19 protein-coding genes and 2 pseudogenes are annotated in these 24,098 nt (G+C 69.0%); 10 read left to right on the top strand and 11 right to left on the bottom strand.

Annotated elements, in window-relative coordinates:
* Positions 1-32: 32 nt before the first annotated feature.
* A complete protein-coding gene (locus tag ACF3NH_RS21475) occupies positions 33-824 on the bottom strand; it encodes a hypothetical protein (RefSeq protein WP_422925847.1) in 792 nt (263 codons plus the stop codon).
* Position 825: 1 nt separating this feature from the next.
* Positions 826-1,284 (bottom strand): hypothetical protein, encoded by a 459-nt coding sequence (locus ACF3NH_RS21470; protein WP_422925845.1) that lies wholly within the window; start codon positions 1,282-1,284, stop codon positions 826-828.
* Positions 1,285-1,492: 208 nt separating this feature from the next.
* Here ACF3NH_RS21470 and ACF3NH_RS21465 point away from each other — a divergent pair, with 208 nt between their 5' ends.
* Both ACF3NH_RS21465 and mobF read left to right on the top strand, forming a co-directional pair.
* Positions 1,493-1,792, top strand: coding sequence for a hypothetical protein (locus ACF3NH_RS21465; protein ID WP_422925843.1), 300 nt, complete (start codon positions 1,493-1,495; stop codon positions 1,790-1,792).
* A complete protein-coding gene (mobF, locus tag ACF3NH_RS21460; RefSeq protein ID WP_422925841.1) occupies positions 1,789-5,343 on the top strand; it encodes a MobF family relaxase in 3,555 nt (1,184 codons plus the stop codon). The genes ACF3NH_RS21465 and mobF overlap by 4 nt, the downstream gene beginning before the upstream one ends.
* Positions 5,344-5,609: 266 nt before the next feature.
* Here mobF and ACF3NH_RS21455 read toward each other — a convergent pair.
* From ACF3NH_RS21455 to ACF3NH_RS21440, 4 genes are all read right to left on the bottom strand, one after another.
* A protein-coding gene (locus ACF3NH_RS21455) for an IS3 family transposase (protein ID WP_422925434.1) occupies positions 5,610-6,781 on the bottom strand; the annotation gives its coding sequence in 2 pieces (ribosomal slippage) (positions 5,610-6,517 and positions 6,517-6,781; 1,173 coding nt in all).
* A 34-nt stretch (positions 6,782-6,815) separates the two neighbouring features.
* Complete coding sequence (locus tag ACF3NH_RS21450; protein ID WP_422925839.1) at positions 6,816-8,165, bottom strand: recombinase family protein; 1,350 nt, start codon at positions 8,163-8,165, stop codon at positions 6,816-6,818.
* Positions 8,166-8,451: 286 nt separating this feature from the next.
* Complete coding sequence (locus ACF3NH_RS21445; RefSeq protein ID WP_422925923.1) at positions 8,452-8,931, bottom strand: transposase; 480 nt, start codon at positions 8,929-8,931, stop codon at positions 8,452-8,454.
* A 397-nt stretch (positions 8,932-9,328) separates the two neighbouring features.
* Positions 9,329-10,189 carry an HNH endonuclease gene (locus ACF3NH_RS21440; RefSeq protein WP_422925837.1) on the bottom strand — a complete coding sequence of 287 codons (861 nt, stop codon included), beginning with the start codon at positions 10,187-10,189 and terminating at the stop codon, positions 9,329-9,331.
* Positions 10,190-10,811: 622 nt separating this feature from the next.
* Between ACF3NH_RS21440 and ACF3NH_RS21435 the strand changes: the two genes are divergently transcribed.
* Both ACF3NH_RS21435 and ACF3NH_RS21430 read left to right on the top strand, forming a co-directional pair.
* Positions 10,812-11,342: an HD domain-containing protein gene (locus ACF3NH_RS21435; protein WP_422925835.1), complete on the top strand. Its 531-nt coding sequence runs from the start codon at positions 10,812-10,814 to the stop codon at positions 11,340-11,342.
* Between the two features lie 313 nt (positions 11,343-11,655).
* A pseudogene (locus tag ACF3NH_RS21430) lies at positions 11,656-12,770 on the top strand (IS3 family transposase); the annotation flags it as partial.
* An 87-nt stretch (positions 12,771-12,857) separates the two neighbouring features.
* Here the strand turns inward: ACF3NH_RS21430 and ACF3NH_RS21425 are convergent.
* The 3 genes and pseudogenes from ACF3NH_RS21425 to vapB all read right to left on the bottom strand — a co-directional run.
* Positions 12,858-13,330: pseudogene (locus ACF3NH_RS21425) on the bottom strand (transposase); the annotation flags it as partial.
* A 151-nt stretch (positions 13,331-13,481) separates the two neighbouring features.
* The gene (vapC, locus tag ACF3NH_RS21420; protein ID WP_422925833.1) at positions 13,482-13,889 is read right to left on the bottom strand and encodes a tRNA(fMet)-specific endonuclease VapC; all 408 of its coding nucleotides are present in this window, start codon (positions 13,887-13,889) and stop codon (positions 13,482-13,484) included.
* The gene (gene vapB, locus ACF3NH_RS21415) at positions 13,889-14,110 is read right to left on the bottom strand and encodes a type II toxin-antitoxin system VapB family antitoxin (RefSeq protein ID WP_422925831.1); all 222 of its coding nucleotides are present in this window, start codon (positions 14,108-14,110) and stop codon (positions 13,889-13,891) included. Before vapB ends, vapC begins: the two co-directional genes overlap by 1 nt.
* A gap of 693 nt (positions 14,111-14,803) precedes the next feature.
* On the opposite strand from vapB, the gene ACF3NH_RS21410 reads away from it, so the two are divergent.
* The 4 genes from ACF3NH_RS21410 to repB all read left to right on the top strand — a co-directional run bounded on the left by ACF3NH_RS21410 (position 14,804) and on the right by repB (position 19,564).
* Positions 14,804-15,763, top strand: coding sequence for a replication initiator protein A (locus tag ACF3NH_RS21410; RefSeq protein ID WP_422925829.1), 960 nt, complete (start codon positions 14,804-14,806; stop codon positions 15,761-15,763).
* A 192-nt stretch (positions 15,764-15,955) separates the two neighbouring features.
* Positions 15,956-17,305 carry a plasmid replication protein RepC gene (repC, locus tag ACF3NH_RS21405; RefSeq protein ID WP_422925827.1) on the top strand — a complete coding sequence of 450 codons (1,350 nt, stop codon included), beginning with the start codon at positions 15,956-15,958 and terminating at the stop codon, positions 17,303-17,305.
* Positions 17,298-18,512: a plasmid partitioning protein RepA gene (gene repA / locus ACF3NH_RS21400; RefSeq protein WP_422925825.1), complete on the top strand. Its 1,215-nt coding sequence runs from the start codon at positions 17,298-17,300 to the stop codon at positions 18,510-18,512. Before repC ends, repA begins: the two co-directional genes overlap by 8 nt.
* On the top strand, positions 18,512-19,564 hold the full coding sequence (gene repB / locus ACF3NH_RS21395; protein WP_422925823.1) for a plasmid partitioning protein RepB: 1,053 nt from the start codon (positions 18,512-18,514) through the stop codon (positions 19,562-19,564). The genes repA and repB overlap by 1 nt, the downstream gene beginning before the upstream one ends.
* Before the next feature lie 88 nt (positions 19,565-19,652).
* Here repB and ACF3NH_RS21390 read toward each other — a convergent pair whose 3' ends face one another.
* Positions 19,653-20,567, bottom strand: coding sequence for a recombinase family protein (locus tag ACF3NH_RS21390; RefSeq protein WP_422925821.1), 915 nt, complete (start codon positions 20,565-20,567; stop codon positions 19,653-19,655).
* 262 nt (positions 20,568-20,829) lie between these two features.
* Between ACF3NH_RS21390 and ACF3NH_RS21385 the strand changes: the two genes are divergently transcribed.
* Both ACF3NH_RS21385 and ACF3NH_RS21380 read left to right on the top strand, forming a co-directional pair.
* Positions 20,830-21,993: a hypothetical protein gene (locus ACF3NH_RS21385; RefSeq protein ID WP_422925819.1), complete on the top strand. Its 1,164-nt coding sequence runs from the start codon at positions 20,830-20,832 to the stop codon at positions 21,991-21,993.
* 609 nt (positions 21,994-22,602) lie between these two features.
* Positions 22,603-23,508 (top strand): FAD-dependent oxidoreductase, encoded by a 906-nt coding sequence (locus ACF3NH_RS21380; protein ID WP_422925817.1) that lies wholly within the window; start codon positions 22,603-22,605, stop codon positions 23,506-23,508.
* On the opposite strand, the gene ACF3NH_RS21375 is transcribed toward ACF3NH_RS21380, so the two are convergent.
* Positions 23,477-24,098: IS6 family transposase (locus ACF3NH_RS21375; RefSeq protein ID WP_422925815.1), on the bottom strand; the 622-nt coding region annotated here is incomplete at its 5' end. The two genes, ACF3NH_RS21380 and ACF3NH_RS21375, sit on opposite strands and share 32 nt — an antisense overlap.

The raw sequence follows: 24,098 nt of genomic DNA, 5'->3' as shown, positions 1-24,098 counted from the left end.
GACCGGTGATCCTCGGCCCGTCCCGTCCGGCATTACGGCAACCAGCCGCCAACCTCCTTCACCTCGCTCTCCAGCGCCGCGTTCCAGCTCTTCACCTGCCAGGCGCGGGTGGGACCGAGCTTCTGATCTGCCTGGCCCGGCCGGTCGGCCATGGCCGCGCCGAAACTCAGTCCCAGCTCCCGCATGGCGTCCAGCGGTCCCAGTGAGCGCATATAGACCGGGATCGCCCCGGCCTCGACCCAGGCGACGAAGTCCGGATTGGCCTGAATGCCCTGAAAGGCGCCGGCCGGGTTCTGGCCGCGCTTCAGCACGCCCTCATTCAGCACCAGCAGGGTCTGCGGCGTGTTGAAATAGCCTTCGCGCCAGATCGCCCGCGCATGGGCGAAGTCGTCCGCCTCCGGCCCCAGGAAGTACACCGCGACCGGCAGCACGCCGACATCCTGGCAGAAGGCCAGCAGGTCGAGGTCGCGCACATACTCGGCCAAGGTGCTGTCCTGCCCGCCGCCCAGATCGAGCACCGCCGAGCGGCGCTCGGTCAGCATGCGGTCCAGCACCGAGGTCAGCCAGTCCTTGACCTCCACCACATCGGTGGAGGACGGCACCAAGGCCTCGCCCGGGTAGAGCCGCGACAAGGTCGGATTGCGCGCGGCATCGGCGATGATGGGATCGCGCCCCTCCCGACGCGCCCGCTGCACCATCCAGTCGAGCCCGGTGGTGCCACCGGTGCGGCCGCGGCCCAGACGCACGATGAGGCGGGGCTGCGCCTCGGCCACGCTGTCGGGGGCCGGGATCGCCATCGCCGCGGCGGTTTTGCGCGTCACCATCTCAAGCTTTCCTTCCACTGCGATCCAGGGTCTGCCGCTTGAGCCGGGCCAAACGATCCTGCGCCGGGCCCCCGGGGTCCACTGTCAGGGACACCGGCGGCTCAGCCAGTGGCGCCGGCCGGCTGGCCCTGCGCTCCGGGGCTGGCAGCGCCTCCGGGGCGGGCTGCTCGCGCTCGGTCCGCGCCCAGGCCTTGCGGGCGGTTTCCGCCACCCGGCGGCGGGCCTTGCGCCCCTCTGGTCCCGGCGCGTCGAAATGCTCGGGCCGCGGCAACAAGCCTTCCTCGACGAACACCACGCCGAAGCTTTCCCAATCGGCGCCGCCCTCGCGCAGAAGGCGGGCGAAGGCCTGGCGATGGCGGTGCATCCAGTTCGCCAGCGGCGAGCGGCGAGGACCCTTGGCCCGCAGGGCCTGGAGCCGCGCCAGGATCGGATCGGTCACGCTTCCCGGGCCCTGCGACATGCCCGCACTCCTACCGGCAGTTGCTCAGTCTGCCAAGAGCACAATCGGGACAGTCGCCACGTTGGGGTAAGCGGCATGGCGGCAGCACTGAGGTTGTTTCTTCGAGACAGTCCCGCTACCCAAGCGGGAGGCAGCCAGAGCGGCAGAATTTCTACAGACCATTGCACCGCCGCTGGCGGTGCTGGACAGAAGCGGGACACGAGCGGAGATGGACGCGACGAAACTGGCCCTTGAGCTGGAAGCGCTGCGGGACAGCGTGCGGTCAATGGCGGCCGGCCAGGACAACTTGGTGCGGGCCATCGGCGAGCTGGCCCCGCTGCTCGGCACGGTCATCGAGGAGCTGCGCCTGCTGTCCCAGGCGGCCTCGGCCGAGGGCCCGGCCAGCGATCTCGGACCCGAGCTGCGGCGTCTGGCGGAGGCGGTGGATGGCAACACCGTGGCGGTCACCGCGCTGCTGCGGCAGCTGCCGGTACCTCCGGCTGAGGAGGGCTCGGATCCGCCGGCATGATGACCTTCCGGGCCGGCGCGCCCGGCGGTGTGGCCCAGGCGGCGGCCTACACCGCGCATCTGCTGGAGCGGACCATCGAGCCGGCGCAGCAGGCGCTGGCGGATTACTACGGGCGGGAGAGCCCGCTGGATCCGGCGCGGGCCGAGGGGCTGGGCAGCACCCCCCGCCCCTCGCCGGTGATGGCGCCGGAGGTGGCCAGGGCGCTCGGCATCGATGCCAGCCGGCCGCTGACCGCCGCGGAGCTGGGCAACATCCTGGGTGGGCTGCGCGCCGACGGCCAGGCCATGCCGGGTCACCAGCGGGATCTGCGGACTTACCGGAACCGGACGGGTCAGGCGGAGGGTGGGGGCGAGCGCAGCCGCATCGCCTGGATCGACCTGACCTTCTCGGCGCCCAAGAGCGTCTCCGTGGCCTGGATGGCGGCGGCGACCGAGGCGGAGCGCCAATCGATCTACCAGGCGCACAAGGATGCGGTGCGCGAGGCGCTCGGCTATGTCGAGCAGGAGGTCGCCCGCGCCACCTTCGGGCATGGCCGCCGCGGCCAGGCCGAGGAGGCCGGGCAGTTGGGCTTCGTCTCGGTCGATCACTTCACCAGCCGGCCCACCATCGAGATCAGCCGCGCCGATCCGACCACGGGGGTGCAGGCCACCGAGATCTACAGCGTGCCAGTGGCCGGTGATCCGCAGCTGCACAGCCACACCATTGTGCCGAACCTGGTGCTGACCCGCAGCGGACGGGCGATGAGCATCGACACCACGCGCATCGCCGGGCGGGTGCATGAGTTCGGCGCGGTCTACCAGGCCCTGCTGGGGCGCAATTTGCGCCGCCTCGGCATGGCGGTGGAGCTGGAGGAGCGCACCCAGGCGCTGCGGCTCGCCGCCATCCCGGAGGAGATCTGCCGGGCGTTCAGCAAGCGCACGGTCAATGGCGAGCGCTCGGCCGAGGAATGGGCGCGGCGGCACGGCTACAGCGCCGAGGCCTGGGCCGGGATGCGCCCGGAGCAGCGGATCGCCATGCTCAAGGCCGCGATCAAGGAAGGCCGCTTTGGCAAGGGCGACGACCTGGCCGACCGCGCCGCCTGGCGGGCGCAGATCGCCGAGCTCGGCTGGCAGTATTCCGGCAGCGCCGTGCGGATGGGGCCGCCGGCGCCGGAGCGGAGTCCACAGCAGCGGGTCGACGATGCCCTCGGCGGGGCGGCGCCGGTGCTGGAGGGGATGCTGGCGCAGCGCGCGGTGGTCACCGGCAGCGACCTAAGGCTGGCAGCGGCACGCGGGCTGATCGCCGGTGGCATGGAGACGCTGGAGGATCTGTCGCGGGTGACGCGCGCCATGGCCGAGGGTGGCGTGCGGCAGGATGGCCAGCAGACGTCGCTGCTGTTCCGCCCCGGCGCCTCCAGCCGGCCGGAGCGGGTCCGCGTCACCACGGCGCTGCACCGCGACCAGGAGGCGGAGCTGATCGCCCTGGCCCGCACCGCGCGGGCGCAGCCAGACAAGGCCTTGTCCCCTGCCCGGCTGGCGTGCTCCGCCGCCGCGCGCGGCACGCCCCTGACCGAGGAGCAGCAACGCGCCGCCGAGGCGCTGGGAGCCGGAAACAAGTTCGGTGTGGTGATCGGCGGCGCCGGGGTCGGCAAGACCACCATCCTGGCGCCGCTGGTCGAGGGCTGGAACGGCCAGCGGCGCGAGGTCTGGGGCACCGCGCTGGCCTGGCGGCAGGCCAATGCGCTGCAGGAGGCCGGGATCAGCGGCGCGCGCACCCTGGCGCTGGAGCCGCTGCTGGACCGCATGGGGCGGCGCCCGCAGGATTTCGGCCCGCGCTCGGTGGTGGCGCTCGACGAGCTGGGCCAGATCGGCACCCGGCAGATGCTGCAGCTGCTGCGGCAGCAGGCCCAGCTCGGCTTCAAGCTGGTGGCGGTGGGCGATGACCGGCAATGCCAGGCGATCGAGGCCGGACCCACCATCGCGCTGCTGCGCCAAGCCCTCGGCCCCGAAGCCATTCCGGAGGTGCTGTCCACCGTGCGGCAGGCGACCGAGCGCGAGCGCGCGATCGTCGGCCTGTTCCGCGCTGGTCGGATCGGCGAGGCGCTGGCCGCCAAGCGGGCCGAGGGCCAGGCGGAGCTGGTCCAGGGTGGCTACGAGGCCGCGGTGCAGCGTGCCGCGGCGCTCTGGGGCGAGCGCGTGGCGGCCCATGCCGGGGATCCGCGCTACAGCGTCACCGTGTCGGCGCCGACCAACCAGGACGCGCTGGCGGTCAGCCGCGCCATCCGCGAGGTGCGCCGGGTCTCAGGCCAGCTCGGCCCGGACCGGGTGACGATCGAGGCCAGCGATGCCACCGGCGCCAGCTACCCTCTGCCGCTGGCCGAGGGCGACCGGGTGCGGCTGTTCCAGCGTACCAGCCGCGCCGGCGCCGGGCGCGACACCATGATGGGCGAGAACGGCTCCGTCCTCACCGTGCGGGAGGTGCGGCAGGACGGGCTCATTCTGGCCACAGGCGAGGGCAAGGAGGGCTTTGTGCCCTGGAAGGGCTTTCGCGACCGCCGCAGCGGGCAGATCCGGCTGGCCTATGGCGATGTGCTGACCATCAACACCGCCCAGGGGATCACCAGCGACGAGCACATCCTGGCCATGCCGGCGGGCAGCCGCGGCGTCACCCTCTACGCCGCGCATGTCGGCGCCAGCCGGCACCGCGTCGCCAGCCACATCGTCGGCAGCCTGGGCGCCGAGGCGCGGGAGGTCGAGGACCGCCGGCCGGTGAACGCGCCGAAGCTCGCGGGCCAGGCGGCGCTCGATGCGGCCTGGGCCAATGTGGAGCGGAACTTCGGGCGTGCGCCGGTAAAGGACAGCGCGCTGGCCCTGCTGCGCCGGTTCCAGGACCTCTCGCAGAAGGCGCGCCACACCTTTCAGGAGGGCATGCGGCGGCGGCAGACGCGGCAGAAGGCGGATCTGCCGGAAACGCGGCTTGTGCAGCGGGCACGGGAGAACCGGCAGGCCAAAACCCTGGCGCCGGCGTTGCGGCAGATGAGCCTGAACCTGGAGGTGCAGGGCCGGGCGGCGGAGCGTCTCGGGGCTGCGCCGCGATCGCAGCCCAGGATCAGCCTGGAAGCCCTGACCCTGCGCCTGGTGGCGCCGCAGGTGGCGGAAGGCCGCATGTCCTACAGCGCGGCGCTGGACGAAGTGATGCTCAGCGCGGTGGATGACCGTCGGGTCCGGGTGCTGCGCGACTATGCCTGGAACCCGGTGCACCAGATGCACCTGCCGAAACCCGGCGGGCCGGTGCATGCCGAACCCAGCCCGGACAGCGTCATGCAGAAGCTGGATCGGGCCATCGCCCGATACGATGCGGGCGGTCCAGCAGCGTTGTGGGCGCGGAGGGCAGAGCAGAGTACCCCTGGCTATCTCGCTCCAACGCATCAAGTCCGGCAAGATCGAGGTCAGCCGCAAGGATCCAAGGCTCCGTCCCCCTCGGCGCGTGCAGGCAAGCGGACCAAGGAAAGCACGGCCGCCCTTGCAACTGAGATACCTCGCTCACGCGGTCCGCAGCGGAGGCGGCGCTAAATAAAAGGCTACCCCACCGTCGGCCCCACAAGGTCTGCTGCTTTGCTCCTATTTCCGTCCGACAGCGGGCTGCGGGTTATGCCCGGAAGCTACCGCTCACGGATCAATAGGTGCCGATAGGCTCAATGGGCTGGGTCTGGGAGGTTCCCGCCAGTCTGGGCAAAAAACTTGAACGGCGGTTCCCGTTCAAAGCAAACGTCGCCTGGTAGATCGAGAAGCCGACCGCAGATGCTGACCAGCCCCCATCGACTGGTCCGAGCAAGATTTTAGTGGATCATGGGCAGGGGCGGTGCCGATGATCCATTGGAACTGGGATAGGACGCTGATCTGGCGCTTCCTGGCATGATCACCTCCGGGGCTGGTGGTCTGTAGCCGAGCGCGGAATGGGGACGGGCGGTGTTGTAGTGCACCCGCCACTGCTCAATCAGCACCTTGGCTTCGGCCAGCGAGTTGAACACCTCGCCATTCAGCAGCTCATCGCGCAGCTTGCCGTTGAAGCTCTCCACGTAGCCGTTCTCCCAGGGGCTGCCGGGCTCGATGAAGGCGGTCTTCGCGCCCACGCCGTGGATCCAGCCCCTCACCGCTCTGGCCACGAGCTCAGGACCGTTGTCCGACCGAACATGCGCGGGCGTGCCGCGGGCGATGAACAGGTCTGTCAGCACGTCGATGACGTCGAGGGAGTTCAGCTTGCGCGCCACCCGGATCGCCAGGCATTCGCGGGTGAACTCGTCCACCACGTTCAGCATGCGGAGCTTGCGCCCGTCGCGCGTCCGGTCCTCCACGAAGTCGTAGGCCCAGACATGGTTCGGCCGTTCAGGGCGCAGCCGCACGCAGGAACCGTCGTTCAGCCAGAGCCGTCCGCGTTTGGACTGTCGGGCAGGCACCTTCAGTCCCTCACGGCGCCAGATGCGCCCCACCCGCTTGTGATTGCAGCGCCAGCCCTCCGCCCGCAGCAGGGCCGTGATCCGGCGATAGCCGTACCGCCCATACTGCCGGGCCAAGCCAAGGATCGCCGCCGTCAGCGCCGCTTCGTCGTCCGGGGAAACCGGCGCCTGCCGCTGCGTCGAGCGATGCTGGCCCAGCACGCGGCAGGCGAAGCGTTCCGAGACGCCCAACGCCGCCCTGACATGCCCCACCGCCGCCCGACGACGCGCGGCGCTCAGAAGTTTCCCGACGCGGCTTCCTTCAGCACCAGCTTCTCCAGCGTCAGATCCGCCACGGCCTTGCGGAGGCGGCCATTTTCCTGCTCCAGCTGCTTCAGGCGCTTCACCTGGTCCAGCTTCAGGCCGCCATACTCCGACCGCCAGCGATAGTAGGTCGCCTCCGTCACCCCGATCACCCGGGCACCTTCGGCCACCGTCTTGCCCTGCGCCACCAGAACCTCGACCTGGCGCAGTTTGGCCACGATCTCTTCCGGCTTGTGCTGCTTCCTCGCCATCCCCGCCTCCTTTCCGCGTCCCGCCATTCTCACATCAGCGGCGGCCCACTTTTAAGGGGGCAGGCCATGCCAGTTGCTGCTCCTGGGTGGCGAGGGCGTGCTGTCTCTGCTCGAGATCACGGCGCCGGCGCTGATATTCCTCAAGCTCCATCACGCCGGCCAGGTAGACCTCGGTAAGCCGTTCAAGCTGCTGCGTGAGGCCGGCCTGTCCGCGCCGGAGGGTCTCGCGGCGGGCACGCAGTTCCTGCGGCAGCCAATGGCCCCCATGGGCCCGCTCCAGCGCGTGCCGGATTGCCTCCGGATAGGTCAGGAGTTGGCGGAGATCCTCCCAAACCAGGACCTCCACCTGCTCGGCCGGGATAAACCGGGAGGAGCATTTGGTGTCGCGGCAGGAGTTCACAGGCGAGAGCTTGCCGCGGCAGCAGTAGTAGCGGTGGCCCGCTGGAAGGCAGCGGCCAAGGCAGGCGAGGCCACAAACGCCACAGCTGACCAGCGCACGTAGCAGGTAGGGATGGGCGGTGTTGTTGCGACGGGCAAATTGCCGGTTCTGGGCAAGCTTGGCCTGGACTCGGTCAAACTTCTCCTGACTGACAATGGCCGGAATGGCGGCGACCGGGATCCAGTCCTCGCGCGCCCGCAGGCGGCGGGGTGCCTCCTGGATCCGCCCGGCAAAGACCTCACCGGTGTAGACGGGATTGATCAGGATCCCGCGCAGGGTGGCGACGTTCCAGCGGCTCTTCACACGTGGAGGAGGGATCCCATCCGCGCGGAGCTTCTGGGCCAACCCATGCAGGCTGCGCCCCTCCTCGGCGTACCAGGCGAACATCTCGGCGACCGCCGCCGCCTCGGCCTCGTCGCATCGTACCCCCGCCGGGTCGCGCGGCCGGTCTGGATCCACCCGGTAGCCGTAAGGTGGCCTCGTCCAGGGGAGTAGAAGCCCGGCCTGCAGCTTGCGCAGGCGCCCCCGGCGCATGCGCTCCGCGATCAGGCTCCGCTCATACTCGGCAACGGCGCCCCGGATCTGCAGCAGGAGCTGATCATGCGGATCCTGGCTCATGGGCCGATCGAGGAACTCGACCTGGCAGCCTGTGGCGGTGATCTCCTCCAGCAGCAGGACCTGATGCACATAGTGCCGGGCCAGTCGGTCAGGCGCGGTGATCAGCACCCGATCCAGATGACGCAGCGCGGCCCGATCGCGCAGGCGCTCAAGGCCCGGCCGCTTGAGACTGGCCCCGCTGTATCCATCATCGCGGAAAATGTTCTCCACCGCCACCATCCAACCCTGCCCGGCGGCGTGCGCCTGCAGCCGATCGAGCTGCTGGGCGATGCCGTCCGCCTGCGCCTGGCGCTGGGTTGACACTCGCGCGTAAAGAGCGACCCTCATGGCTGACCTCCTCCACGGGAGGCGCGGAGACGACCGGGGCATCGCATGCCTCTGCCTCGCTCCAGGACAGAAGCTGTTGATAGGCTCTGTCCCAGTGCCGCTGGCCCTCCGGACGAGGCTGAAACGTCCGGCACACCCGCCACTCCCGCATCATGACCTCCCGCCGCGGCGATATCCCGCGGCAGGGGACACATGGTTGGGTCCTCCGCACGGCGACGCAGCGGCAGGCGCCACCAGCTCAGCTTGAGCCGTCCGGAGCGGCTCAGGCAGAACTTGTCATTTGCGATCAGACCATCTCGATGTGCCAACGCTGGTGATAAAGAACGCGGAGAAAGTGCTTGTGCAGGGTCCACCTGTAGGGCGTCTTCGGCCAGCGCCGCCCTGCGTTTCGTCGGTTCAGGGCAATGATGCTGCGCTCGATGCCGAGTTCATCGTGACAGAGACGATGGTTGTGCTCAGCGTCGTAACCCGCATCGGCCAGAACCGTGCTCAGATCCAGGAGCGCGACGGCTTGGCGCATAGCTGGCGTGAAGTCAGGCGAGTCTTGGCTGGGGCCGATGCCGGTGATCGCGCCGATGATCAGGCGCGAATGGACATGGAGAATCGCGGCAAGTTTCGGCCAAACCCGTTGCCGATGACCAGAGCCCTTGCCTGCGCCGCGGCGTTTGCCGAAATGCTCGCTGACATGCTGCGTCTCCAGCCCGGTCGCGTCCACGGCGGCGACAAGTAAGGCGTCGATCAGGCCGACAGACTTGGCCTGCTCCACGATGACCAACTGGGCATGATGGAAGGCCCCCCTTTTTCTGCCTCCGGCAGGAAACGGCGTGCCGCATAGGCCAGGGTGGAATAGTGTGGGACCTTCTTGAGGCCCAAGGCCTTTCGTACCTCCTGCCACTCGGCCACCAGAGCTACCAGCCCGCGGTAGTCGGTCCGCAGGAACTGGCGCAGCACCAGGAGCGCGAAGAGTTGGGCTTGGGTGAAGTCGTGGCGGGAAGTCCGGCTGCCATACGCTGGAAAGCTCCGCCGCCCGACAGCCAGGGCCTCACGTGCGACCCGCACCGCCGATTTCGTCATCCCGCGCATCGATGACCTCGCACCGAAACCTCAGATGCCTTCCCAGCGCTGCACCAGCCCAGAAGGTTTCAACAGAGCAAAGCGAGCTTTCAAAGTGCCCAAGTAGTGCTAGATCCACCTCCTTTCCATTCTTTGGTTCTGATGCGCCCAGTCAGAGCATCGTTGCGCATCTTCGCATGTTGGCCATGGTGCATTTCGCGGTGGCAGTTGGGGCAGATAGCAGCGACCGCGTCCGGCTTGTCAGGACCGCCATCAGAGAGCCGTTGCAGGTGGTGCACTTCGAGGAACGGCGCACCAGAAGCGGAGGTGAACGGCGCAGGTTGGTTGCAAGCTTCACAAAGGCCGTTCGCCCGAGCGAGCGCATAATCACGGATGGCTGCAGAGCGTTGGTAGTAGGTAGCGAGGGCCTGACGAACACCTTGTTGCGGCGCGTCCGCCCCGGCTTGTGTCGCTGCCTGGCGCAAAGCGGACAGATCTGGGATAGATGCATCCATGTTCCGCGGCACCTGAGTTGCTGCAGGAACAAGATGAAAGACGATGCCGCGCCGCATCGTGCCGGTGCGATCCGGTGCCGGCCGGTATTCCCAACTCGCGGCAAAGAATGGCCCAACATACTCGACGTGAGAGCGCGGCACCGCCAGGATCTTGAACAGGTGGAGATCGCGTCCCTGATCAACATGGTCGCGGATGGCGGCATTGCCGCGCACCCACGGCATGTCACCGATTTGCCCCTCGCCGAAATAGCAGAAGACGTTATCCGACCAGCCATCCTCGTAGCCGTGCTGCACACCTGACGCGCCGGTAAAGAGCAGGATCACCGGATGCTGCGAGGGCGTTGAGATGCCACCCTGCTGCTGGCCTCCGAAATGCTCGTGCAATGTTGTGCGGCGGTAGATCTGGCCGGGAACGAGCTCCAATCCGCCTGCAGGCGCCGTGACTTTCTTGGCCATCCGTTTTTTGCTCTCGTTGGCTCGCTGAGGGTTACCGCCAAATCCGCTGGCAGTGGGTGGGGAAGGTGAGTGGGCAAGATTTCCCTGTCCGCAGGAAAATCTTGCTGTGGCACACTGTCAGCCGGAGCCGGTGGAGCCGCGTTCAAGGCGATCGCGTGGAAGGTCTGGCCAGGGTCACCCGGTTGGCCGTTCCAGGCGGAGCGCCTGAAACCCACGGATTTCGAATGTGACGGAGCTTGTTGATCCTTGGCTCGATCGCCAACCAAGGCAAGCCGGAGCTTTTCGAGGCTCCATCCTGCTGTCCGGCTCAGCACCCGCAGCGATGCGGGTGCTTCCTCGAACAGCTTCGTCGCCGGCAAAGCCGGCGGAAGGGGCGGCGCGGTCTGCTCGACCGGGACTGGATCGCATCCACCGGCGCCGAAACGGCCGCCGGCTCTCTACCAAGTCCATTCAGCCTGTTGGTCCGCTCTGCCGACGCAAGCGTTGGCAGAACAGCTGGAACATATAGGAAACTGAAGCGATGCTGTCGAGGAATGATTTCTCACTCTGCTCAGGGATTTTAGCCATGCCCGAAGCGCCTCCTGTTGCCTCGTCTTGGAACCGCCTGTCTGAGGCGACCGCCATGGCACTCACTCTGCATGCCGCGCAGCGGCGCAAGGGCACCGACATCCCCTATATCGCCCATTTGCTGTCGGTGGCCGCTCTGGTGCTGGAGCATGGGGGTGATGAGGATCTGGCGATCGCCGGTTTGCTGCACGATACGGTGGAGGATTGCGGGGCAGAGCAGGAGGCGGTCATCGCAGCGCGCTTTGGGCCGCGGGTCGCCGCGGTGGTGCGCGATTGCACCGATGCCGACACCTTTCCGAAGCCGCCCTGGCAGGCGCGCAAGCAGGCGTATCTGGATCACCTGGAAACCGCGAGCCCTGACGCGCTGCTGGTCTCGGCCTGCGACAAGCTGCACAACGCCCGCGCCATTGCCACAGATCTGCGGACGCATGGTCCGGCGGTGTTCACGCGGTTCAAGGCCGGGCAGGCGGGAACGCTGTGGTATTACCGGGCCCTGGCCGATGTGTTCGCCCGCCGGCTGCCCGGCCCCCTCGCCCGCGAGCTGAACGACGCCGTCGCCGATGTGGAACGGCAGGCTGCGACCTAACAGGAGGTGCCTCGGGTCGGCGGGGAGAGCTCAGCCGAGTGAGAGAAGGTTCATGACGAACCCTCTCGGCATCTGGCGCGCGCTTTGGCCCCTGCTGTCGCGGGATCAGCGCGCACGTGGCGCAGGTTTGCGTCTAGCTTGGTGCCACGAAGGGACCAGCTTTGTCGCAGGATCGGCGCACGAACGGCGCAGCGTCCATCCGGTTTGCGTCCACCAACAGGCTACTCTTGTCGCAGTTCTCGCGCGGTTGACCTGCCCCCGTAGAAGCGATCCGCCGGTAATGTGAGTCCGGCGGAACCGTGGAGGCGTGGAGATGGCGAGAAAGCACCATAAGCCGGAGGAGATCGTGGCCAAGCTGCGCCAGGTCGAGGTGCTGCTGGCGCAGGGGAAGTCGGCGGTCGAGGCGGTGCGCACGATCGGGGTGACGGAGCAGACCTACTATCGCTGGCGGAGCGAGTACGGCGGTCTGAAGCTGGATCAAGTGAAACGGCTGAAGGTTTTGGAGCAGGAGAACGGCAGGCTTCGCCGGGCAGTGGCGGACCTCACCCTGGAGAAGCTGGTGCTGAAGGAAGCCGCCTCGGGAAACTGGTGAGCGCCGCCCGTCGTCGGGCTTGCATTGAGCACGTCACGGCAGAGCTCGACGTCTCGGAGCGGTTCGCCTGCCGTGTGCTGGGGCAGCATCGCTCGGTGCAGCGCAGGGCACCGCGGGTGGCGGACGACGAAGCGGCGCTGAGGGAGAGCATCATCAGCTTGGCCCGGCAGTACGGGCGGTATGGCTATCGTCGGATCACGGCCTTGCTGCGGGCCGAGGGGTGGTCCTGCAACCACAAGCGGGTGGAGCGGATCTGGCGGGCGGAGGGGCTGAAGGTCCCGGCCCGGCAGCCCAAGCGCGGGCGGCTCTGGCTGAACGACGGGTCCTGCGTGCGGCTACGGCCGGAGCGACCGAACCACGTCTGGGCCTACGACTTCGTCGAGGATCGGACACGGGACGGTCGCAAGCTGAGGATGCTGAACGTCGTCGACGAGTACACCCGCGAGTGCCTGGCGATCCGGGTCTCCCGCAGGCTCGGGGCGGCGGATGTGATTGACGTGCTGTCGGACCTGTTCATCCTGCGCGGCACCCCGGGCCACGTGCGGTCCGACAACGGGCCGGAGTTCGCGGCCACCGCGGTGAAGGGCTGGATCAGCGGCGTGGGTGCGAGGACGGCGTTCATCGAGCCGGGCAGCCCCTGGGAAAACGGCTATGTCGAGAGCTTCAACGGCAAGCTGCGGGACGAGCTGCTCAACGCCGAGGTGTTCAACACGCTGGCCGAGGCGAAGGTGCTGATCGAGGGCTGGCGCAGGCACTACAACACCGTCCGGCCGCACTCCTCGCTCCGCTACCGACCACCTGCACCAGACGTGCTCCTGACGCCCAACCCGCCGTCCCCAAACGGCCCCGAGCCCTCCAGCTCAGCTCCAGCTCCCGCCAGGATCCACAAGATTTTGGCCGGATCTCCTCGTGGGGGCTGGTCAGTCGTGCAGCTTGCGATAACCATAGACCCTGCCGCTCTCTTTCCACGCCTTGCTGAGGAGTTCGGTCTGACGTGCGTCTTCCCGAGCCCGTTTGCTCAATGGGGCCTTCAGCCAGGCATAAAAACCGCTGGGTCGGATGCGCAGGCAGCGACACATCGCGCGCACAGCAAACTGCTGGCGATGTTCGGCAATAAACGCGTATCTCACTTTGCATCCTTGGCGAAATACGCGGTGGCTTTTTTTAGGATGTCGCGCTCCTCGGTGACGCGCGCCAGCTCCTTCTTCAGACGACGTATCTCTGCCGCCTGATCCCCATCGCCTCCGGATGGCTTCGAGAACTTCCTGCGCCACGCGTAGAGCGAGTGCTGGCTGACACCCAGCCGCTTCGACACCTCCGCGACAGGATAACCACGCTCGGTGGTCTGCGCGACCGCATCGCGCTTGAACTCATCAGTGAAATTGCCAGACCCCATCATGGCCTCCTTGCCTCAAAATTAGGGAAGAAGGCGTCCACAAATCTAGGGGCTATTCAATCTGGTCGGCGCGCTGGCAGGTCGGAAACGAGGCTGAAGGCGGCCGGCACCCCTCCAGACCAGCGGCGACGGCCTCCCCTCCCCCGCCGGCCTACTGCGCGGCCAGCCAATCTTCCGAGCGCAGGCCGTCCACGCGCCGGAATTCTCCCAGGTTGCCCGTAACCACCACCAGCCCCCGGCTCCGCGCATGTCCGGCGATCAGGATGTCATAGGGGCCGATCAAGAGACCCCGGCGGCCGAGATCGGCATAGATGTCGGCGGCATGCGCTGCCGCGTCCTCGTCGAAGGGCAGGACGGCGAGGCGGCGGGCGAAGGTCTCCACCTCTCGACGGTTCTCGGCCGGGCGCGCCGACCGGGCGGCGCCATGAAGCAGCTCGGTCAGGGTGATGGTGGTGATGCAGAGCGTGTCGGCCTCTGCGTTGAAGCGCGGCCGCAGCCCTTGCGGGCGGTCGCGCAACAGCCGGATGCAGAGGTTGGTATCCAGCATGTTGCGCAGCATCAGAATGCCTCCCGCTCCTGATGCGCCGGCTGCGCCCGCTCGCCGAGATCGACGCCCGGAGCGTTGAAGAAGTCGTCCCAGAGAGTGTCGGCCGGCGCGATGATCACCCGCGCCCCGTCGCGGATGATGGTCACCTCGCGAACGCCCGGTGGAAAGGCGACATCCTTCGGCAGCCGCACCGCCTGGGTTCTGTTGCTCAGGAAGAGCGAGGTCCTGGTCATCGCACCGTCCTTTCGTATATTCATCTTGAATATACCTACCGCGGCACGTCTTTCAAGTCTCGTCCCCCGCCGCAGCGCAAAGTTCGAGAGGCTCTTGACAGGGCGGATAGTATATAGGAATATATTGATAGAATTCTTCCCCATAGCGCCTCACGCCGTATGACCCCTTTCGTGCCAAGCCTCTTGCCGCCACAGCAGCTTTCCCCCGAGGACGCGGAATAACGGAGCCGAAACCCCGAATCCCCCGGTCGAGGACGCCTTCCCTCCCCTTCCCTGCCTCCCCTCCCGCCGCGGGGACCTGTCGCCGCGGCCGAAAGAAGCGGTGGCAGAGGCCGGTCGGGAAGAAAATCGCACCTAACGGCGCCCTTGGGTCGCGCCGCGCCGGGTTCGAGTCGGCCCACCGTCCGATTCGCGGGGATTTTCGGAGCCGTTAGCCCGAAAGCAGGCATATAGGCCGCCGGATGCAGATGCGCTTCCAAGCGCCCTCCGGCGCGGAATTCGCTGCCAGGAGAGACTTTCGGAGGCGAAACCCCGAACCTTCCCCCTCGCGATCCCGTCAGGGTTATGCATGCTGGCGGCAGCAACCGAAGACATCTCACCCAGCGAGCGATGGCACGCCGACCAATCCCGCGGCCGGAGGCACCCGAGCCTCCCGATCAAGCCCCTTCCCCGCCGAGGCAGGGCAAGGCCGCCGTGGCCCCGCGTGCGCGCCGCGGCCGCGCCGTGATGCCCGACCTGTTCGACAGCCCCCTGCGCGGCAAGGTGCGGGGGCAGCGCAGCGTCATGGCCTATCCCTTCTTCCGCCTGGGCAAGACAGCCCCGGCGCGGGAGATACTGCGCTACGACGACGGCCAGGTGCGGATCGAAGTGGCCCCCGGCCCCGCTGGCATCGCCACCATCTATGACAAGGACCTCATCCTCTACATCGCCTCGCTCATGGCGGAGAAGCTGCGGCGGGGCGAGCTGCGGCCGGACGACCCCAAGCCCGACCGCGAGTTCACCTTCACTGCGCATGACTTCTTCCGCGTGGCCGGGCGCGACACAGCGGGCAAGGCCTATGACCGGTTACTGCAGATGCTGCAGCGGCTGCAGGGCACCCAGGTGCGGACCAATATCGAGATGGCCGGCGAAGGCACCGACGGCGTCTTCTCCTGGCTCGATGCCGTCAACACGCGCTATCGCCGCAACGCCCGCAAGGAGAAGGAGCTGGTCAGCGTCTCGGTGACGCTCTGCAACTGGCTCTACCGCGGCATCCTGAACGACACGCGCCTGCTCACCTTCGCCGACGAGTATTTCGACCTCGCCCCACTGGAGCGCCGCCTCTACGAGATCGCCAAGTCGGAGGATGTGGATGAGGCCGGCTGGTCGATCGGCATCGAGGACCTGCACGCCCGCGTCGGCACGCGGGGCCTGCTGCGGCATTTCGGCCAGTTCCTGACCGAGCTGGAGCAGAGCCAGCGGCTGATCGAGTTCGACATCGGCTTGCACTGCCCGCCCATGGAGGCGCAGCGGCGCGGCCGGCCGGGCTATGAAGGCACCGTGGTGACCTTCACCGCCCGGGTCAGGCCCGTCCTTCTGCGGCGCTCCCTCGTCACGAGGGCTGGCCCGGCAAGGACAGAGACGGAGGACGGCCCGCCCGAAAGCGAACCCTGAAAACGCAAAGCCCCGCTCTGCAAAGCGGGGCTTGCTGAACATACCGAGTCGGCCGTGACGGCCTGAGGAATGCCCTCAACAGCCATTCCTTTAGGTTCACACCACGGTTCTGGTCAAGCGCGAAACACGGTTTCGGCGCCGACGGGAGCGTGCGGCCGCCTCGGTCCATCTCCAGGACAGGAATTGGACATCGTGGACACTCAGGCCTTTCCGCGCCGGGCGAGTTCGGGCCTGCGCAAGCTCACCACCAACCATCTCATCGCCGCCCGGCTGGCCGAGCAGGCGCGCGGGCTTCCCGCGGGCGTCCGGCATCCCAACCAGTTGCTGGCGGCGATGCGTCGTGCGGCCCCCTATCTCGGCCAGACCCGGCTCCTGCCCCTGATGGAAACGCTCTTCCGCTGGACCCAGCCGCAGGACTGGGAGCCCGGCGCGGAGCCCATCGTCTGGCCGAGCAATGAAGAACTGGCCGCGGCGCTGGACTGCAGCGAGCGGCATGTCAGCCGCCTGATTGCCGCCGCCGTCGAGGCGCGGCTGATCAGCCCGCGGGACGGCACCGACCGCAAGCGGCGCGGCTTCCGCCAGGAGGGGCGCATCGTCTGGGCCTGGGGCCTCAACCTGCGCCCGATGGCGGCGCGCCACCCCGATTTCCTCCAGGCCGCCGAGGAGGGCGAGCACGCCCGCCGCCTCTGCCGCGACCTGCGCCGGCAGGCGGGTGCGGCGCGGCAGTTCCTGGCGCAGTTGCTCGCCCTGGGACGGGAGCAGGGCCTGGCGACCGCGCCGCTGGAGGCGCACGCGGCGGAGGCGCAGCGTATCGCTGGCGTGCTGCGGCGAACGGAGGATCCAGCCCGCCTCACGACCCTGGTCGAGGCGCTGCAGGCCCTCGCGGCGGAGGTCCGGCAGGCGCTCGAGCAGGCGGTGGAAAGCACCGATATGTCAGGCTCGCCCGACCTTCAGGACAGGCCCATAATACCTACAAGCACATCCACGGAACCCGAAGGGTCTACGGTAGCGGCTCAGGAAGCGGCAAGCGGGGCTGAGGCGCGGCGCGCCAGGCCCGAGGCGGGGCCGGTTGAGGACAGGTTGCGGCTTTCGCCCGCCGAGCTGGTGCACCTCGCGCCGAAGCTGGAAAGCTACTTGCCCGCCAACCGGCCGGGCTGGAGCGACATCGCCGATGCGGCGGCGGCCCTGGCGCAGCATCTCGGCATTCCCCGCGCGCTCTATGGCGAGGCCTGCCGGACGCTCGGCCGGCATCCGGCCGCGCTTGCGGTCGCCATCATCTCCACCAAGCCGGCAGAGCACTTCCACAGCGCCGGCCCTGGCGGCTATCTGCGCGGGATGCTGCGGCGGGCCAGCCGGGGCGAGCTGTTCCTGGAGCGCAGCCTGCATGGACTGCGGGAAGCCGCCGGCTACCGGCGGCGGCCCCTGTTGACGGCCGTCAACTTGGAGAGCCGCCCGGCTCTGGCTTCCAAGACGCAGGGCGAGATGCGATATTACGGGGCAAATGCTCCTGCGGCCGCATCTGCGAGTGGAAACCATGGATAGCTGGACCGGAAGCCGCAAGGCGGTTGCCGATATCGACACCATCATCAGTGCCCAGGCGCAGGAGCTGTCGGAGAAGCTGCAGGCCCATCGCCTCGAGCTCTTTCCACCGGCGGCGCAGAAGCCGCTGCGCTCCTTCCAGGCGGCGGAGGTCGCCAAGCTGCTCGGCGTGAAGAGCGGCTATCTGCGCAACCTCTCACTGGAAGGGAAGGGGCCGGCGCCCAGCGTCACCAACACCGGCCGCCGCTCCTATACCGCCGGACAGATCCAGGAGCTGCGTGCCTATCTGGAGGAGAATGGTCGCGCCAGCCGACGTTACGTGCCGCATCGCCGGGGCAGGGAGCACATCCAGGTTGTCGCCGTCGTCAACTTCAAGGGCGGCAGCGGCAAGACCACCACCACGGCGCATCTCGCGCAGCACCTGGCGCTGACCGGCCATCGCGTACTGGCGGTGGATCTCGACCCGCAGGCCAGCCTCTCGGCGCTGCACGGCTTCCAGCCGGAGTTCGACCTCGGCCCCAACGAGACGCTCTATGCCGCCCTGCGCTACGACGACGAAACGCGGCCGCTGCGCGAGCTGATCCGCCACACCAACTTCCCCGGCCTCGACATCGTGCCTGCCAGCATCGAGCTGATGGAGTTCGAGTACGACACGCCCCGCGTGCTGGCGACGCATGAGGGCGGCGCCACGGGGCGGGATTTCTTCGCGCGCCTCGACGGCGCCCTGGCCACCGTGGTGGAGGATTACGACCTCGTCGTCATCGATTGCCCGCCGCAACTCGGCTACCTCACCATGGCCGCCCTCTGCGCGGCGACCGCCGTGCTCATCCCCGTCCATCCGCAGATGCTCGACGTGATGTCGATGTGCCAGTTCCTGCTGATGCTCGGCGACGTGCTCGGGCATCTGAAGGCCGCCGGTAGCAGCCTGCGCTATGACTGGCTGCGCTATCTCGTCACCCGCTACGAGCCGAGCGACGGGCCGCAGACGCAGATGGTGGCCTTCATGCGCTCGCTCTTCGGCCAGCATGTCCTGACGCACCCGATGCTGAAGAGCGTGGCCATCGCCGATGCCGGCATCACCAAGCAGACGCTCTACGAGGTCGAGCGGCGGCTCTTCACGCCGGCCACCTATGACCGCGCGATGGAGTGCCTGGACGCCGTGAACGGCGAGATAGAGCAACTGATCCATGCCGCCTGGGGGAGAAGCTGATGGCGCGGAAGAACCTGCTCGCCGGGCTGACGGAGCCGAAGTTGACGGCCGTCAACTCGGCGGCGACGCCCCCCGCGGCGCTGCCCTTCGCCGGCCGGGGGGCGGTCGGTGCCGTCACGCGCAGCATCGACGACCTAGCCAGCAAGGCGAATGCGGCGAAGGAGCTGGAAGCGCGCCTGACCTCGGGGCAGGTGATCGTCGAGCTTGACCCCAGCACCATCGAGGCCTCCTTCATCGCCGACCGCATGGCGCAGGACGACGAGGAGTACCACGCCCTGCGGGACAGCATCGCGCAGAGCGGGCAGGATTCGCCGATCCTGCTGCGGCCGCACCCCACCGCGCCGGGACGCTTCCAGGTGGCCTTCGGGCACCGCCGGCTGCGGGCTGCGGCGGAGCTGGCCCGGCCCGTGCGCGCCGTGGTCCGCCCGCTTTCGGACCGTGAGCTGATCCTGGCGCAGGGGCAGGAGAACAGTGCGCGGGCCAATCTCTCCTTCATCGAGCGGGCACGCTTCGCGCATCAGCTGGAGAGGAACGGCTATGACCGCGAGACCATCATGCTCGCGCTCAGCGCCGACAAGACCACCGTCTCCCGCCTGATCACCGTGGTGCAACGCATCCCGGCCGCGGTGATCGCGGCGATCGGCCCGGCGCCGCGCACCGGGCGCGACCGCTGGGTCGAGCTCGCGGCGGCCTTCCAGAGGCAACCGCTGCAGGACCTGGACGAACGGCTGGCCAGCGCGGCCTTCCGGGCGGGCGATTCGGATGACCGGTTCGAACAGGCCCTCGCATGGTTCAGCGCATCCGGGCCGGTCCGGGGCGCCGCCGGGGAAGGGGAGGGGGCGCCCCGCGAGAAGGAGCCCGCCCGGTCCTGGACGCATTCCAGCGGCGCCAGGGTGATGCGGATCGCCTCCACGGAACGGGCCACCACCTTCACCATCGACAGGCGTTCGGCGCCCGGCTTCGACAGCTTCCTGCTGGCGCAGATGGAAACCCTCTATTCCCGCTTTCTCGCCGAGGCGCGTTCCGGCGGGCGCAAGAAGAAGTCCTCCTGACGGCGCGCGGAAGCGGATCGACCGCGCTCTCGCTGCCGCCGGCCTGACCCGCAGCGCCGGGCACGGTCGGAGGTGACCGGCTCGCCGGTCAGGGCGGCGGCGCGGCCTGTGAGGCCGGCAGCAGGCCGGCCTTGCGGGCGCGGGCGAGGACATGCGCGACCGAGCCCGGGCGCCAAGTGGTGCCGCCCCGGGGCGTCCGCTCGCGGATCGCCTCCAGCCGCGCCCCGATCACGCGCAGCGTCGCCCCCGGATCGGAGCGCACAATGCCGGCCACCACGGCGAGCAGCCGGTCGGGCGCCGGGGCCGGCCGCGCCGGGGTGAGGAGGTCCGGCTCGGCCAGGCCCTCCGCCACCAGCCGGCGCACCGCCCGGACCAGCCGCTCGCCGGTCCAGCCCGGCAGGCCCGCGGCGCGGCGGGCGTTGAGGTAGCGGACGACATCCTCCCAGGACCGGCCATCCTGCCGCAGCCGCCGCACCGCCGGCAGCCAGGCATCGGCGCCGGTGATCAGCCGGGCGAGGTAGGACGCCTGGCGCGCCGCGGCAGCCTTCCGCCGCGCCGCCGGATCGCCCGCGCGCAGGCCGGGATTGCCCGGCCGCTTGCCCCGGGCGGCGGCGGCGCGCATGCCGCTGCGGGTGCGCTCGCGGATCAGCGCGCGTTCGAGCTGGGCGGCGGCGCCGAGCACCTGCAGCGTGAACAGCCCCTGCGGGCTGGCGGTGTCGACCGGATCGCGCAGGCTGCGGAAGTGCACGCCGCGGGCCTGCAGCTCTTCGACCACCGCCAGCAGGTGCGACAGCGAGCGGGCCAGCCGGTCGAGCGAGACCACCACCAGGGTGTCGCCGGGGCGGAGCTGGGCGAGGGTGCGGGCGAGCACCGGCCGGTCGCGGTCGCCGCCCGAGGCGTGCTCTTCGGCCACGCTGCGGCAGCCGGCGGCGCGCAGCTCGTCGCGCTGCCGCGCCGTCGCCTGCTCCTCGGTGCTCACCCGCGCATAGCCCACCCACGCCATCCAGCATCCCTTTCCGGCCTGCGGCTCGCAGCGGAGCGCCACGAAACGGCCGTGTCAAGTTACGCCAGATGCGACGAACCGGTCCTTTGCAGGCGCGTCAAGATCGACGAGACCCGCGCTGTAGCGGCCACTTCGCAGGTTTGGCGCTGGGTCTGGGGCCGACGAGCGCGTGATCGCGCATGCGGCGACGTGAAAAAGACCTTCTTTGAACCAAACCGTCGATTAAGGTAAATTCCCCACGTAATCAGGGGAGGGGGTGCCGATGGCCCTGTTGGCAAGAACGCGCCACGACAGCCCCCCGCCGCTGGGCGACCCCGCCCTGCTGGCGGCGCTCGCTACGGCCAGCGCCGTGCTCGCCCGCCTCGACGCGGTCGTCCCCTCGCACCCGCTGCGGGAGGCGCTGCTGCATCGCGCCCGTCTCGAGGCGGCGCGGCGCCAGGCCGCGGCGGACGGGGCCCTGATTGATCCCTGGCATCTCGCCGCCGTGCTGGAGGGCCTGCCGCTGCGGGCGATGCGGGACAGCGCGCGGGTGATCGACGCCGGCGCGCTGCACGACGCGGCGCGCCTCGCCCTCGACTATCACGGCTGGCTCGCCGCGCCCGGCCCCGAGGCCGAGGGCGCGGTGCAGGCGGCGCTGGCCGCGCTGGACGTGGCGCGGCCCACCGGCGTCCCGCTGCTCGACGCCGCCTGGGGCGCCTGGCGCTGGCTGGAACAGGGCGGGGCGCGCCCGCCGCTGCGCGCCGCGCTGGTGCGGCAATGGGCAGCGGCCGGCCTGCTGCGCGTGCCGCTGCCGCTCACCGGGGCGGCGGCGCTCGGGCCCGACCAGCCCTGGGCGCCCGCCCGCTGGATTCCGGCCTTCCTGCAGGCCGTGGCCGCCGAGGCCGGGGCGGTGCTGGACCTGCTCTTCGAGATGGAGCGGCGCTGGCGCGCGGCGCGGGCGGCGGTGGCCGCCGGGCGGCGCCGGACCTCGCGCACGCCCGCGGCGGTGGACCTGCTCGCCGCCGTGCCGCTCGTCTCGGCCACGACGCTGGCCGCCGCGCTGGGCCTGTCGGTGAAGGCGGCCTGTGCGATCCTCGACGACCTCGTCCGCCGCGGCGTCGCGGTGGAGGTGACGCACCGCCACAGCCGCCGCCTGTTCGGCCTCGCCGGCCTGGCGCCGCTGCGCAAGGCCGCCGCGCCGCCGCGCCGGCCGCTGCCCGGGCGGGGGCGGGGGCGACCGCGCACGCTGCCACCCGAGACGGAAGCGCCGCCCGCGGCGGAGACGGTGCCGCCGCTGGTGCCCATCGCGCCGCTCGCGCACGCAATTTTCGACTACGGCGACCTGGCGGCGGCGATGCAGGCCGTGGATACGGCGCTCCGGACGGCGCGGGCCGGGCTCGCGCGGGCGGCCGGGAGAGGCGGGACGGAGGACGACGCCGTGGGGTAGGGAGGCCGGGCTGCACCGGCTCCGCGCGATCGCCTGCTGGCACGGGTGCATCGGCCGTGCGGCGACTTGGCACCGCTTCCATCATGGCGACTATCATTGCGGTTCACGCCGCGCGCCCTGATGGCCGCGATCGACGACCCTGATCGAGCGGGCGGTCAAGCGCGCGTTCGAAGCCATGATGGGGATGAGAAAGGTCGGTATCGCTGCGATCAAAGCGGCCCGGCACGGCTGATGCTGCCGGCCCCGGTCACTGCGGCTGCGGGCTCACTTGGCTGGCCGGAAACGGTTGCTCCGGGTCAACCGCGGTCCTAAGCCACGGTGTGGCCCCTCGCTGCTGACCACCCATGCCGCACGTGATGCCAGGGATCACGTGCGAAGCGTTCAAATACGCGAAACGTGGGATCGGCAGCTTTGCGCCCATGTCGGATCGTGATGGGTATATCGCCGAGATTCAGGGGCGGACGCCGCTGGGCTAAAGGTCCGATCGGCAGATTTCGGTGATGGGTGAACAGCAGACCTCCCGGAGATCACCAGAAAGCAGACCACGACTGCTCTCCTTATGGTAATTTAGTTTCGGTTCTAATATATTCCGAAATCGAGCGGAGCTTCATGGCAGACGTACTGGTTGTTGGCGCGGGTCCCGTGGGCCTGACGTTCGCCGGTGAGCTTGCCCGGCATGGCGCGCGCTGCCGGATCATCGATCGGCTGCTGAGCCCCTCCCCCTATTGCCGCGCTATCGGTGTGACACCCCGCACGCTGGAGGTGTGGGACGACATGGGTGTCGCCCGCGAGATGATCGAGGTGGGGCTCTGGCTTACCGGACATCGCTCGATCATCCAGGGGCATCCGGCGATTGATGCCCACGGGGACTATTCTTTCCTCCCCTATGCCCATCTTGGCCTGCCGCAAGACGAGACAGAGCGCGTGCTGACACGCCATCTCGGCCGGGCCGGTCTCACCGTCGAGCGCGGCGTCACGCTCGTGGGGCTGTACCAAGAGGCGGGCGGCGTGGCGGTGCAGCTGGCCCGGGCGGACGGCACGGTCGAGGAGGCCGGCTTCCGCTACTTGGTGGGCTGCGACGGGGCGCACAGCACGGTTCGCCATGCTCTCGACGTCGGCTTCGAGGGCGAGGCCATACCGATGACCTTCATGCTCGGTGACGTGCGGATCGCCTGGGATCTGCCCTACGGGATGAGCTTGCGCGCGCTCCGTCTAAACGAGGCAGCACCACCCGACCTGTTCGTGGCGGTGCCCTTGCCGGAGCGCGGGCGCTACCGGGTTTCCACGGTAGCGCCGGACCGGCTCGTCCCCACGGGAGGCACGGGGCACGGGATCCAGGCTGAGATGCCGGGACCGTCGCTCGAGGATCTCCAAGCCGTTGCCGACGACCTGCTGCCGGATCGGCCGCACCTGTCCCGGCTGCGCTGGTCGGTTCCGTTGCAAAGATTGCCGGTAGCCGTGAATAGCCACGATGGCAGCCAGATCAGGCGGCGGGAAGGAACAGCTCGGCTATAAAGGTGGCCTGAGCCCGCATGTCCCTCCCGCCGATATCCCGAAGCTGCCCTTTCCTGATCATCGCCATCGCTTCGTAGCCCGCTATAGTGGGCCTGGCTGTCTGGAGGCTGCCGAAGCCGAGCCCAGGCCTGACCAGGCGTTTCACGCGTCGATGGTCCTGTTCGACGATGTTGTTGAGGTACTTGCACTGCCGCAGCCGCGAGAAGCGCCAGAGCTCGCCAGCTCGCTTCATGTCCACCACGGCACGCGGGTAAGCCGGGTTCTTGTCCGTCGTGATCGTACGCGGGTTCACGCTATGCGGCTGGGCCAGCGCCTTGCGGAAGAACCGCTTCGCCGCAGCGGTATTCCGCCGCGCCGACAGCAGGAAATCGATGGTCTGACCGAGGCTGTCGACCACTCGATACAGGTAGGTCCAGGCACCTTTGACCTTGATGTAGGTCTCGTCCACCCGCCAGGATCCGGTGCATGGCCGCAGGTGGTGCCGTACCCGCTGCTCCAGCTTGGCGGCATAGGCCTGCACCCAGCGGAACAGGGTGGTGTGGTCGACCGCGATGCCCCGGTCCGACAGCATGTCCGCGAGATCACGATAG

Origin of the sequence: Pseudoroseomonas sp. WGS1072, from assembly GCF_049340465.1 — a bacterium.
In the GTDB taxonomy this organism is placed as follows: Bacteria; Pseudomonadota; Alphaproteobacteria; order Acetobacterales; family Acetobacteraceae; genus Pseudoroseomonas.
The sequence above is the reverse complement of the archived record's forward strand: the minus strand, read 5'-3'. Positions and strand labels throughout refer to the sequence as shown.